This is a genomic window from Enterobacter cloacae complex sp. HYC080_NIDB (assembly GCF_056673325.1).
In genome coordinates this window covers 2,981,152-2,993,778 of record NZ_CP114212.1, presented here as the reverse complement: position 1 = coordinate 2,993,778, position 12,627 = coordinate 2,981,152, and the positions used below count along the sequence as shown (strand labels likewise).

Below are 12,627 nucleotides of genomic sequence, written 5' to 3'. Positions count from 1 at the left end.
GGCACCCTACCGCCAAAGAAGTATCAGGCAGAGAAGAACGCCATCAGAATGGGAACCAGCAAACTCAAAATAAAGCCGTGCACGATGGCCGCGGGTACCATTTCCAGCCCGCCTGAGCGCTGAAGTACCGGTAGCGTAAAGTCCATCGACGTCGCGCCGCACAGACCCAGTGCGGTAGAGCGACTGCGGCGAACCAGCCCCGGGATCAGCATAATGGCAATCAGCTCACGCGCCAGATCGTTAAAGAAGGCGGCGCTGCCGATCACCGGACCGAATGATTCGGTCAGCAGAATACCGGAAAGGGAGTACCAGCCAAATCCGGAGGCCATTGCCAGGCCGGTTTTCAGCGGCAGATCGAGAATAAAAGCATTCATCACACCCGCCACCATTGAGCTGGCGACAACCATTACGGCAATAATCATTCCCCGACGGTTGAGGACAATCTGTTTCAGGGTCATGCCGTTATTTCGCAGCTGGATACCAATCAGGAACAGCAGGAAGATCAGGGTATATTCACTGGCTTCTGTCGCGTGCTGTAAAAATGCCCATCCGGTGAGACCCAGAAGAAAACCGAGCACCACGACGCCGCAGAGTTTTAATGACTCAAGTGCCATCGCAATACGGGAGGGCAGCTTTTCCTGGTGGTGATGATTTTTCCAGGGAATGGTGCGTTCCAGCCACAGCAGTGCGGCAATATTGCACAGCAAAATAACCGTAACCGTGACGGCTGAATAATGCAAAATGGAGAGTAAATTCGCGGACAGGTTATCCAGGAAGGCCAGGCTGATCCCCATAAAGAAAAGAATGAGGTAAACAATCCCGCTGAGAAAACGGTTGATAAGCCGTAATGCGGATTCCTGACGCAGCGAAATAAGGTAGCCCGCAATCAGGGGCAGCAGAATAATGAGGAGTCCTGAAAACATGAACAGCCGGTCCTTTTGAGTGTCTGTTGAGCGCCAGAGACACTACCCAATAAAGGCTATTCAGTAAAGCGGCAAAAGAAAGCCGGGTGGCGGCTACGCCTTACCCGGCTTGTATGTGCGGCCTGTTGCCCTCACCCCGGCCCTCTCCCACAGGGAGAGGGAGGGAAAGATTAATCGCGTTTTTCCAGCAGGGTGCGATACAGCACGCCGCCCAGAATACCGCCGATAATTGGCATCACCCAGAACAGCCACAGCTGCTCAAGCGCCCAGCCGCCCTGGAAGATGGCGACGGCGGTACTGCGTGCCGGGTTAACGGAGGTGTTGGTGACCGGAATTGAAATCAGGTGGATAAGCGTCAGCGCCAGACCAATAGCAATAGGGGCAAAGCCAGCAGGCACGTGTTTGTCGGTGGCGCCGTGGATCACCAGAAGGAAGCCCGCGGTCAGCACAATTTCAATCACGATGGCAGACAGCATGGAGTAACCGCCCGGCGAGTGCTCGCCAAAGCCGTTTGAGGCGAAGCCGCTGGCGGCCGCGTCAAAGCCGGCCTTACCGCTGGCAATAGCGTACAGAACGCCAGCCGCAATAATACCGCCCACCACCTGCGCCACGATGTAGCCAATGACGTCTTTAGCGGGGAAACGACCGCCCGCCCATAAACCTAACGTCACAGCCGGGTTAAAATGACCACCCGAAATATGCCCCACGGCGAAGGCCATGGTTAATACGGTTAAGCCAAACGCCAGCGCGACGCCGACAAAACCAATGCCTAATTCCGGGAACGCTGCTGCCAGAACGGCGCTACCGCAGCCACCAAATACCAGCCAGAATGTATCAAAACATTCTGCAGCCAATTTTCTAAACATAACCACCTCAAATAATTTCCGCGCGCTTTCCCGCGGGCGGGATATATCGCCATAAAGGGATGACGACTCAAAGAGCCCGTATTTTAGAAACCAACAACATCCCTTCGCCACTTAAATAAATTCGATAAATTTGATTTAAGGCAATGTGATGTCATTCCTTGTTCAAATGAGCGGTAAATAGAGCATAGACCAATTCTTCTCAGGGTGAATGTTATGCTGTCGTGACAAGATTCCTCCCGCTATACTGCTGATAACTTAAAGGAAAAAGTGTTCATTTCGCGGGGGATTTATGCTTCTCGAACGTGTGGAAATTGTCGGGTTTCGCGGTATTAACCGCCTGTCGCTGCAGCTTGAGCAGAACAACGTCCTGATCGGCGAGAACGCGTGGGGTAAGTCCAGCCTGCTCGATGCGCTGACGTTACTGCTTTCCCCCGAAGACGATCTGTATCACTTTGTCCACGACGATTTCTGGTTCCCGCCCGGGGACGTGACGGGACGCGAGAAGCACCTGCATATTATCCTGACGTTCCGTGAATCCGAGCCAGGCCGTCACCGCGTGCGTCGCTTCCGACCGCTGTCACCCTGTTGGGTGCCCTGTGACGATGATTTCCACCGGATTTTCTATCGCCTGGAAGGCGAGATGGCGGAAAACGAAGGGGTCCTGACCCTGCGCGAGTTTCTTGATGAAAAAGCCAACCCGATCCCACTGGACAACATCGACGATTTGGCTCGCCACCTGACCCGCCTGACGCCGGTATTACGGTTGCGTGATGCGCGCTTTATGCGGCGTATCCGTAACGGCACGGTACCGAACATGCCGGAGGTGGAAGTCACCGCCCGCGAGCTGGATTTTCTGGCGCGTGAGCTGGTGTCGCGTCCGCAAAACCTGACCGATGGTCAGATTCGCCAGGGGTTGTCCGCGATGGTACAACTGCTGGAGCACTATTTTTCCGAGCAGGGGACATCGGAGTCGCGCCACCGGCTGATGCGCCGTCGCTCTCATGATGAACAACGCAGCTGGCGCTATCTCGACATCATCAACCGGATGATCGACCGGCCCGGCGGTCGTACCCATCGGGTGATTCTGCTGGGGCTGTTTTCAACACTTTTGCAGGCTAAAGGCACCGTGCGTCTTGACCGGGATGCCCGCCCGTTGCTGCTGGTGGAAGACCCTGAAACGCGGCTTCACCCCATCATGCTCTCGGTGGCCTGGCATCTGCTGAATTTGCTGCCGCTCCAGCGTATTACGACCACCAATTCTGGTGAGCTATTATCCATGACGCCGGTTGAGCATATCTGCCGTCTGGTGCGCGAGTCTTCGCGGGTCTCCGCGTACCGTCTCGGGCCTGGCGGTTTAAATGCCGAAGACGGGCGGCGCATCGCGTTTCATATTCGTTTTAATCGCGCGTCGTCACTTTTTGCCCGCTGTTGGCTGCTGGTGGAAGGGGAAACGGAGACCTGGGTCATCAACGAACTGGCGCGCCAGTGTGGGCACCATTTTGATGCGGAAGGCATTAAGGTGATCGAATTTGCCCAGTCGGGATTAAAACCGCTGATAAAATTTGCCCGCCGGATGGGTATTGAATGGCATGTGCTGGTGGACGGTGACGAGGCGGGTAAAAAGTATGCCTCGACCGTGCGTAGCCTGCTGAATAATGAACGGGAAGAAGAGCGCGACCATTTAACCATGCTCCCCGCGATGGACATGGAGCACTTTATGTATCGTCAGGGGTTTGACGATGTGTTCCACCGCATTGCGATGGTGCCGGTCGATGTTCCGATGAACATGCGCCGCGTGATCGCCAAAGCGATACACCGTTCGTCAAAACCGGATCTCGCGATTGAAGTGGCGACGGAAGCGGGAAGGCGGGGCGTGGAGGCGGTGCCCACTCTGCTGAGGAAGATGTTCTCCCGCGTGCTGTGGCTGGCACGCGGGAGGGCGGATTAACCCCGGGTCGCCTGATTCACCTGCTGAATCAGGCTGTCCAGCAGTTCGTAGCGACGGCGATATTCGGAACGTTTTTTGCTCGCAATCTCTTCCATCGGTTTACGCGGCATGACAAGCGGCAGCATAAAGTTACCGCTATCCTGCTTTTCACCGCCGAGGGAGAGCCAGAAGCTGTCATAATCAGCCAGCAGTTTTCCCTCTTTTTTCTTGCGGTAGCGCCAGCTGCGATAAATATGGGTGTCGTTACTGACGGCAACAATCTGTTCGACCGGGAAAGCGGCGCCGAGCGTCATGGCGGTTTCAACCAGCAGACGTTTCGGGAACAGCCCATGGCAGGCCTTCGTCGCTTTCTGGATCCGCTCATGGGGAACATGCGCTTTTGCGCCCTGCAAACCGCCAATGAACAGCGTCGATTTTCCGGCAAGCGGGCAGAGCGTGAAGGTTATCTCCGCCAGGACTGTATTTTGATCGTCACAGAAGACGAGGGTGGCTTCTCCCTCTTTATCCATAAACGCATCAGCACACAGGCGAACGGCAAAGTGCTGTTCATCTTTACCGGTTAAGGTCAGCAGCGTGGCACCCTGCTTCGAAAGATAGCCCTGCAGTAGCGTCGCCGGAAGCTGGCGGCTCATGGTCTGATAGTGCCAGCTTAGAGACTCCAGCGCGTGCTGACGTTCCATATTCACCGTCAGCCACGGGCGGTGCATCCGGCAGGGCAGCCCCGGCTGAGCTTGTAATATCTGCATCAGACGCGGCTGCTTTGCCAGGCGCGTCAACAGGCGAGAGGTGGTGACGGGAGCCGCAAGCGACCGTAATACGAACTTGCGCCGATAAGCTGGATTCTGCCATGCCAGTCCTGGGGTAAGCTTACCCAAAGCCAGGTTTTTGAAAAGCTGCCAGCCGGAGGCAGGCTGCGTCAGGGGGGAATAAGGCGTATCGACGATGGAAGACATGATAAATCCTGAATCTTTTGGAATATCGCTATTTCAACAAGAGGAATATCAACATCTCGTCAACAAATTAGGACGATTTCGGAGAACAGGGGTTTCGTTAAGGAGTCGTTTAGATAGAATCAACATTTATTATTGCCAGAACATTTATTTGGAATATTTATGAACCTCAAGGGAAAACGCAGAACGCTATTTCTGCTGCTGGCGGTCGTGATTTTAGTCGGTGGATTCTGGTTATGGCAGGTGCTTAACGCACCGGTGCCGCAGTACCGGACACTGATCGTTCGCCCCGGCGAACTGCAGCAAAACGTCCTGGCGACGGGCAAGCTTGATGCATTGCGCAAGGTTGACGTCGGCGCTCAGGTCAGCGGCCAGCTGAAAACGCTGTCGGTAGAGATCGGTGATAAGGTAAAAAAAGGCCAGCTGCTGGGTGTTATCGATCCTGAACAGGCCGAGAACCAGATCCGCGAGGTGGAAGCCACGCTGATGGAGCTGCGCGCCCAGCGTGCTCAGGCGCTGGCTGAACGTAATCTGGCCCAGGTCACGCTGACCCGTCAGCAGGCGCTGGCAAAAACCCAGGCTATCTCGAAGCAGGATTTAGATACTGCCACGACGGAGCTGGCGGTCAAGCAGGCGCAGATTGGCACCATCGACGCACAAATCAAACGCAATCAGGCCTCGCTGGACACGGCGAAAACCAACCTCGACTACACGCAAATCGTTGCGCCGATGGCCGGTGAAGTCACCCAGATCACTACGCTGCAGGGGCAGACGGTAATTGCCGCCCAGCAGGCGCCTAACATTCTGACGCTGGCGGATATGAGCACTATGCTGGTCAAAGCGCAGGTTTCCGAGGCGGATGTGATCCATCTGAAACCGGGGCAGAACGCCTGGTTTACCGTGCTTGGCGACCCGCAGACGCGCTATGAAGGCGTGCTGAAAGACATTCTGCCGACGCCGGAAAAGGTTAACGACGCTATCTTTTACTACGCCCGTTTTGAGGTGCCAAACCCACAGGGCGTGCTGCGTCTGGATATGACTGCCCAGGTGCATATCCAGCTGACCGGCGTGAAGAACGTGCTCACCATTCCGCTCTCCGCGCTGGGCGAATCCGCCGGGGACAATCGCTATAAAGTGAAAGTGCTGCGCAACGGCGAGACGCGCGATCGCGAAGTGGTGATTGGCGCGCGTAATGATACCGATGTGGTGGTGATGAAAGGGCTGGAAGAGGGTGAGGAGGTGGTTGTCAGTGAAAGCCTGCCCGGAGCCGCGAAATGACCGCGCTGCTTGAGCTGAAGGATATCCGTCGCAGCTATCCGTCGGGCGACGGTCCGGTGGAGGTGCTGAAAGGCATCTCCCTGCGCGTGGAAGCGGGCGAGATGGTGGCGATTGTCGGCGCGTCAGGCTCCGGTAAATCGACGCTGATGAACATTCTCGGCTGCCTGGATAAACCCACCAGCGGGACCTATCGCGTGGCCGGGACGGATGTCTCCACGCTCGACGGCGACGCCCTGGCGAAGCTGCGCCGGGAACATTTTGGTTTTATCTTCCAGCGTTACCACCTGCTCTCACACCTGAACGCGGCGCAAAACGTCGAAGTGCCCGCCGTCTATGCAGGCGTGGAGCGGAAGAAACGTCTTGAGCGTGCGAAGACGCTGTTAACGCGTCTCGGGCTGGCTGAACGCGTGGAGTACCAGCCGTCGCAGCTGTCCGGTGGCCAGCAGCAGCGCGTGAGTATTGCCCGCGCGCTGATGAATGGCGGGCAGGTGATCCTCGCGGATGAACCCACCGGGGCGCTCGACAGCCATTCCGGTGAAGAGGTGATGGCGATCCTCCACCAGCTTCGCGATCAGGGGCACACGGTGATCATCGTTACCCACGATCCGCAGGTGGCGGCGCAGGCGGAACGCATTATTGAGATCCACGACGGCGAGCTGGTCAGCAACCCGCCGCCGCGTGCGTCCAGAGCGGCAGCCCCGAAAGAAGCGCTGCCAGCCTCAACCGGCTGGGGACAATTTTCCAGCGGCTTTCGTGAAGCGCTGAACATGGCCTGGCTGGCGATGGCGGCCAACAAAATGCGCACCCTGCTGACCATGCTCGGGATTATCATCGGTATTGCTTCCGTGGTCTCGATTGTGGTGGTGGGCGACGCCGCCAAGCAGCTGGTGCTGGCCGATATTCGCGCCATCGGTACCAATACCATTGATGTCTATCCCGGCAAGGACTTTGGCGACGACGAACCGCAGTATCAGCAGGCGCTAAAGTATGACGATCTGGCAGCGATTCAGAAGCAGCCGTGGGTAAACTCCGCCACGCCAGCCGTTTCGCAAAACCTGCGTCTGCGGGTAGGGAATGTTGACGTTGCCGCCAGCGCCAACGGCGTCAGCGGTGACTACTTCAACGTCTACGGCATGACCTTCAGCGAAGGGGCGACCTTTAATGCCGAACAGCTGGCGGGCAGGGCGCAGGTGGTGGTGCTGGACGCGAACTCACGCAGGCAACTCTTCCCTAATAAAGCCAGTGTGGTCGGTGAAGTGATCCTGGTCGGCAACATGCCTGCTACGGTCATTGGTGTGGCGGAAGAGAAACAGTCGATGTTTGGCAGCAGCAAGATCCTGCGCGTCTGGTTGCCCTACACAACGATTTCCGGGCGGATCATGGGGCAGTCATGGCTCAACTCCATCACCGTGCGCGTGAAGGAGGGCTACGACAGCGCGCTGGCCGAACAGCAGCTTGAGCGTTTGCTCACGTTGCGCCACGGGAAGAAGGATTTCTTCACCTGGAACATGGACGGCCTCTTGAAAACGGCGGAAAAGACCACACGTACTCTTCAGCTGTTCCTCACGCTGGTGGCGGTGATCTCGCTGGTCGTCGGCGGCATCGGGGTGATGAATATCATGCTGGTGTCGGTCACGGAACGTACCCGGGAGATTGGCATCCGCATGGCGGTCGGGGCCAGAGCCAGTGATGTACTGCAACAGTTTCTGATTGAGGCTGTGCTGGTGTGCCTGGTCGGCGGGGCGATGGGGATTGCGCTCTCGATGATGATTGCGTTCGCGCTCCAGCTCTTTTTACCCGGGTGGGAGATTGGTTTCTCGCCGGTCGCCATTATTACCGCATTTTTATGTTCGACCTTTACCGGCATTTTGTTTGGCTGGCTCCCCGCCCGCAACGCGGCGCGGCTGGATCCGGTGGATGCGCTGGCTCGGGAATAACCCGAAAATAAAAATGCCAGCCGATCGGGCTGGCATTTTGACTGCGGGATGTACACAATAAAACAGAGCGCTATGCAACCGTCTCTGCTTCAATGGGTACGATAAGGCTTGCATGATTGCCTTTTGGTCCCTGGTGTACATCGAACCGGACGGACTGCCCGGCTTTGAGCGTTCTGTAACCATCCATCTGAATGGTGGAATAGTGAGCGAAGATATCCTCGCCGCCGCCTTCGGGGCAGATGAAGCCAAACCCTTTGGCGTTGTTGAACCACTTAACAGTACCCATTTCCATGCTTCGACATCCTTCGTAAATCTTATAAGTTAAGATGGAATGAACCGGTGGTGGAGTGGGGGCTGTTCAAAACCTCGCCATCTCACGCTTGTACAATTTAGAGAAACGAAAGACGTCGTCAAGCGTTTGGCGCTGGAGATGGGACAATAATCAACCAAAGTTTGAAGCAGTTAACGCTATTGCAACGGTTTGTGACAGACATCGCGGATGACAGTAATAGATGATTGTTATCTAACATCTGAGGTAGATTCAAAGTGGTTATGCAAAATGGGTAAGACCAACGACTGGCTGGATTTTGACCAGCTGGCGGAAGATAAAGTGCGTGACGCGCTAAAACCGCCATCTATGTATAAAGTTATGTTAATGAACGATGATTACACGCCGATGGAATTTGTTATTGACGTGCTACAAAAGTTCTTTTCTTATGATGTAGAACGTGCAACGCAACTGATGCTTACCGTTCATTATCGAGGCAAAGCCATCTGCGGCATCTTTACGGCAGAAGTGGCGGAAACCAAAGTTGCGATGGTGAACGACTATGCGAGGGAGAACGAGCATCCGTTGCTGTGTACGCTGGAAAAGGCCTGATAAGGCATAAAATTGGGGGAGGTGCCTATGCTCAATCAAGAACTGGAACTCAGTTTAAACATGGCTTTCGCCAGAGCGCGTGAGCACCGACATGAGTTTATGACTGTCGAGCATTTACTGCTCGCACTGCTTAGCAACCCATCTGCCCGCGAAGCGCTGGAAGCCTGCTCCGTGGATCTGGTGGCGCTACGTCAGGAACTCGAAGCCTTCATCGAACAAACCACACCGGTGCTGCCAGCCAGTGAAGAGGAGCGCGACACGCAGCCGACGCTCAGCTTCCAGCGCGTGCTGCAGCGCGCGGTATTCCACGTCCAGTCTTCCGGACGTAGCGAAGTGACTGGCGCAAACGTCCTGGTCGCCATCTTCAGCGAGCAGGAGTCACAGGCGGCCTACCTGCTGCGCAAACACGAAGTCAGCCGACTCGACGTGGTGAACTTTATTTCTCACGGAACGCGTAAAGACGAGCCTAACCAGGCTTCGGATTCCAGCAATCAGGTCAATAACAATGAAGAGCAAGCAGGCGGGGAGGATCGTATGGAAAACTTCACCACCAATCTTAACCAGCTTGCTCGCGTTGGCGGTATCGACCCGCTGATTGGTCGCGATAAAGAGCTGGAGCGCGCGATCCAGGTGCTGTGCCGTCGCCGCAAAAACAACCCGCTGCTGGTGGGTGAGTCAGGCGTGGGGAAAACCGCGATTGCCGAAGGTCTGGCCTGGCGCATTGTGCAGGGCGATGTGCCGGAAGTGATTGCCGATTGCACCATCTACTCGCTGGATATTGGCTCGTTGCTGGCGGGCACCAAATACCGCGGCGATTTTGAAAAACGCTTCAAGGCGCTGTTAAAACAGCTGGAGCAGGACACCAACAGCATTCTGTTTATCGATGAGATCCACACCATCATCGGCGCAGGTGCGGCGTCCGGTGGCCAGGTGGATGCCGCTAACCTGATCAAACCGCTGCTCTCCAGCGGCAAGATCCGCGTGATTGGCTCCACGACCTACCAGGAGTTCAGCAACATCTTCGAAAAAGACCGTGCGCTGGCGCGCCGCTTCCAGAAAATTGACGTGACTGAACCGTCCGTTGAGGAAACGGTGCAGATCATCAACGGTCTGAAGCCGAAGTATGAAGCGCACCACGACGTGCGTTACACCGCGAAAGCGGTACGTGCAGCGGTGGAGCTGGCGGTGAAATACATCAACGATCGTCATCTGCCGGATAAGGCGATTGACGTGATTGATGAGGCAGGGGCGCGAGCGCGCCTGATGCCGGCCAGCAAGCGTAAGAAAACGGTTAACGTGGCGGACATTGAGTCCGTGGTGGCCCGTATCGCACGTATTCCTGAGAAGAGCGTCTCTCAGAGTGACCGCGACACGCTGCGCACCCTCGGCAATCGCCTGAAAATGCTGGTCTTTGGTCAGGATAAAGCCATTGAGGCCTTAACCGAAGCGATCAAGATGGCCCGCGCCGGGCTGGGGCATGAGCACAAGCCTGTCGGGTCCTTCCTGTTCGCTGGCCCAACCGGCGTCGGGAAAACCGAGGTGACGGTTCAGCTCTCCAAAGCGCTGGGCATTGAGCTGCTGCGCTTTGATATGTCCGAGTACATGGAGCGCCACACCGTCAGCCGCCTGATTGGTGCGCCTCCGGGCTACGTGGGCTTCGACCAGGGCGGCCTGCTCACCGACGCGGTGATCAAGCATCCGCACGCGGTACTGCTGCTCGATGAAATCGAGAAAGCGCACCCGGATGTGTTCAACATCCTGCTGCAGGTGATGGACAACGGGACGCTGACCGACAACAACGGGCGCAAGGCGGACTTCCGCAACGTGGTGCTGGTGATGACCACCAACGCCGGGGTGCGTGAAACCGAGCGTAAATCCATCGGCCTGATCCATCAGGACAACAGCACCGATGCGATGGAAGAGATCAAGAAGATCTTTACGCCGGAGTTCCGTAACCGTCTGGACAACATTATCTGGTTCGATCACCTGTCTACCGAGGTGATCCATCAGGTGGTGGACAAGTTCATCGTCGAGTTGCAGGTACAGCTGGACCAGAAAGGCGTATCGCTTGAAGTGAGTCAGGAGGCCCGCAACTGGCTGGCTGAGAAAGGCTACGACCGTGCGATGGGTGCCCGTCCGATGGCGCGCGTGATTCAGGACAACCTGAAGAAACCGCTGGCGAACGAGCTGCTGTTTGGCTCGCTGGTGGACGGCGGTCAGGTGACCGTGGCGCTGGATCAGGCGAAGAACGAGCTGACGTACGACTTCCAGAGTGCTGCGAAGCACAAGCCGGAAGCGGCTCACTGAGTATTAAGGTAAAAGCAAAACGGCAACTTCGGTTGCCGTTTTTTATTGTTTGCTCCCTCTCCCTGTGGGAGAGGGCCGGGGTGAGGGCATCAGGCCGCAGAGGAATTTTGCGAGGCGCTTTCCAGTTTCTTTCGATGTCTGTTGCTGGATGAATCCACAGTAATAAAATGGCGGCGCACCTGCAAAATCAGGTGTCGGGATTGGCGTCCTGATTACACACATATGGAAAGATGTTGTTCACAACAACGTCACTGGTTTCGTTCACTCTAATTTTAGCTGCGGTATAATCCGTGTCTTCAAATATGGTGGGCTGAACCGGGGCTTCTTTTGAAGCGCCGATTTTCCATATGGTCGGTACGCCAAACCGGTTCAGTCTACCACCCGAAGTTGGCGTTTCTGGTGGTAGTTTTCAGTTTTTAATATGGAAATTATGAATATGGAAAACCAGTCTTACTCTCCATTTTACAGCGAACTCTCCCTCAATCCCGATCTCCCAACCCTTGCTGAGCGCTGCAAGCTGCTCTCCGAAATCCTCCTTGACTGCAAATCACTCCCGCAGACGCAGCCCGTATGCCGTTGCCTTGGTGCATACCTGGAAGAAATGAAAACCGGCCTCACAGAATCAATGCGTGACTTTCAGGTGGTGGAATTTGAGAACGAAGCGGAAGAACCGCGACAAAAAGAGTGGCTGCTCGAAGATACAGAAACGAAATGCGACTACTGCCGGGCATTAAACCATGTACTGCTGGTATCGCATTTTGACCGCGATATGTTGCCGCACCTGACGGGATTACTGCATGACTTCACGCATTCAATGGCGGCAGATGTGGTATCTCCTCATGATGCCGGAACGGGAAATTCTGTTATTTCTTGAGTGGAGTGCGCACCGCCAGGGGCTGTCCCTTGGCGACAACGGAGAAACCCTTTTTTTGAGATTCTTTATAACTCGTTGATTTATAATGTTTTTTTTGCGTTGCAGAAAAAAGGGTTTTGCCTGTTAACGTTGCTTAGTTGCCTTAATAACAATAAGATAGCGCTGTTTTCTTCCTGTTCACTGCCGTACAGGCAGCTTAGAAACTATATGCTGCGCCGCCTCCGCTACGCTCAAAGTTCACTGCCGTACAGGCAGCTTAGAAACGCCACGGTAACGGGAAGTTGCGCGCAGCGGCGTTCACTGCCGTACAGGCAGCTTAGAAAGAACTGGCGGGCGTGCCGCCGTCGTCTCTGAAAGTTCACTGCCGTACAGGCAGCTTAGAAAGCGAAGTACCGTGCTCTGGTGCGTGCTGATTGTGTTCACTGCCGTACAGGCAGCTTAGAAATCAGTCCATTCTCCGCTACGGATTGCGTCACGGTTCACTGCCGTACAGGCAGCTTAGAAAAGAACTCGTCCCAGATGTACTGGCAGAGCTGGGTTCACTGCCGTACAGGCAGCTTAGAAAATAACGATGGTTGTACGGGATACCATCGATGGGTTCACTGCCGTACAGGCAGCTTAGAAAATCGAAAGGAAACATCGACAACTGAGCGAAGTGTTCACT

General features: G+C 55.6%; 10 protein-coding genes and 1 CRISPR repeat array. Of the genes, 6 read left to right on the top strand and 4 right to left on the bottom strand.

Features of this window, described 5'->3' with window-relative positions; all coding sequences use genetic code 11:
- Positions 1 to 23: 23 nt before the first annotated feature.
- Together O1723_RS14235 and aqpZ are read right to left on the bottom strand one after the other, a co-directional pair.
- The gene (locus O1723_RS14235; RefSeq protein WP_248190772.1) at positions 24 to 923 is read right to left on the bottom strand and encodes a LysO family transporter; all 900 of its coding nucleotides are present in this window, start codon (positions 921 to 923) and stop codon (positions 24 to 26) included.
- A 170-nt stretch (positions 924 to 1,093) separates the two neighbouring features.
- Positions 1,094 to 1,789: an aquaporin Z gene (gene aqpZ / locus O1723_RS14230; RefSeq protein ID WP_248190775.1), complete on the bottom strand. Its 696-nt coding sequence runs from the start codon at positions 1,787 to 1,789 to the stop codon at positions 1,094 to 1,096.
- A 289-nt stretch (positions 1,790 to 2,078) separates the two neighbouring features.
- Between aqpZ and O1723_RS14225 the strand changes: the two genes are divergently transcribed.
- Complete coding sequence (locus tag O1723_RS14225) at positions 2,079 to 3,737, top strand: ATP-dependent endonuclease (RefSeq protein WP_014883194.1); 1,659 nt, start codon at positions 2,079 to 2,081, stop codon at positions 3,735 to 3,737.
- Here the strand turns inward: O1723_RS14225 and O1723_RS14220 are convergent.
- A complete protein-coding gene (locus O1723_RS14220) occupies positions 3,734 to 4,690 on the bottom strand; it encodes a VirK/YbjX family protein (RefSeq protein ID WP_023337007.1) in 957 nt (318 codons plus the stop codon). The two genes, O1723_RS14225 and O1723_RS14220, sit on opposite strands and share 4 nt — an antisense overlap.
- A gap of 159 nt (positions 4,691 to 4,849) precedes the next feature.
- Here O1723_RS14220 and macA point away from each other — a divergent pair, with 159 nt between their 5' ends.
- Positions 4,850 to 5,965: a macrolide transporter subunit MacA gene (gene macA, locus O1723_RS14215; protein ID WP_023337008.1), complete on the top strand. Its 1,116-nt coding sequence runs from the start codon at positions 4,850 to 4,852 to the stop codon at positions 5,963 to 5,965.
- Positions 5,962 to 7,902: a macrolide ABC transporter ATP-binding protein/permease MacB gene (gene macB / locus O1723_RS14210; RefSeq protein ID WP_023332529.1), complete on the top strand. Its 1,941-nt coding sequence runs from the start codon at positions 5,962 to 5,964 to the stop codon at positions 7,900 to 7,902. The genes macA and macB overlap by 4 nt, the downstream gene beginning before the upstream one ends.
- Positions 7,903 to 7,972: 70 nt before the next feature.
- Here the strand turns inward: macB and cspD are convergent, their stop codons facing one another.
- Positions 7,973 to 8,194, bottom strand: coding sequence for a cold shock-like protein CspD (gene cspD, locus O1723_RS14205; RefSeq protein ID WP_008499993.1), 222 nt, complete (start codon positions 8,192 to 8,194; stop codon positions 7,973 to 7,975).
- A gap of 267 nt (positions 8,195 to 8,461) precedes the next feature.
- Here cspD and clpS point away from each other — a divergent pair, with 267 nt between their 5' ends.
- The 3 genes from clpS to O1723_RS14190 all read left to right on the top strand — a co-directional run bounded on the left by clpS (position 8,462) and on the right by O1723_RS14190 (position 11,963).
- Positions 8,462 to 8,782, top strand: a complete 321-nt coding sequence (gene clpS / locus O1723_RS14200) for an ATP-dependent Clp protease adapter ClpS (RefSeq protein ID WP_006174393.1) — start codon at positions 8,462 to 8,464, stop codon at positions 8,780 to 8,782.
- 27 nt (positions 8,783 to 8,809) lie between these two features.
- On the top strand, positions 8,810 to 11,089 hold the full coding sequence (gene clpA, locus O1723_RS14195; protein ID WP_014831269.1) for an ATP-dependent Clp protease ATP-binding subunit ClpA: 2,280 nt from the start codon (positions 8,810 to 8,812) through the stop codon (positions 11,087 to 11,089).
- 430 nt (positions 11,090 to 11,519) lie between these two features.
- Positions 11,520 to 11,963 carry a hypothetical protein gene (locus O1723_RS14190; RefSeq protein ID WP_045307508.1) on the top strand — a complete coding sequence of 148 codons (444 nt, stop codon included), beginning with the start codon at positions 11,520 to 11,522 and terminating at the stop codon, positions 11,961 to 11,963.
- Between the two features lie 175 nt (positions 11,964 to 12,138).
- Positions 12,139 to 12,588: direct repeats of the CRISPR family, unit length 28 nt; unit sequence GTTCACTGCCGTACAGGCAGCTTAGAAA.
- Positions 12,589 to 12,627 lie beyond the last annotated feature (39 nt).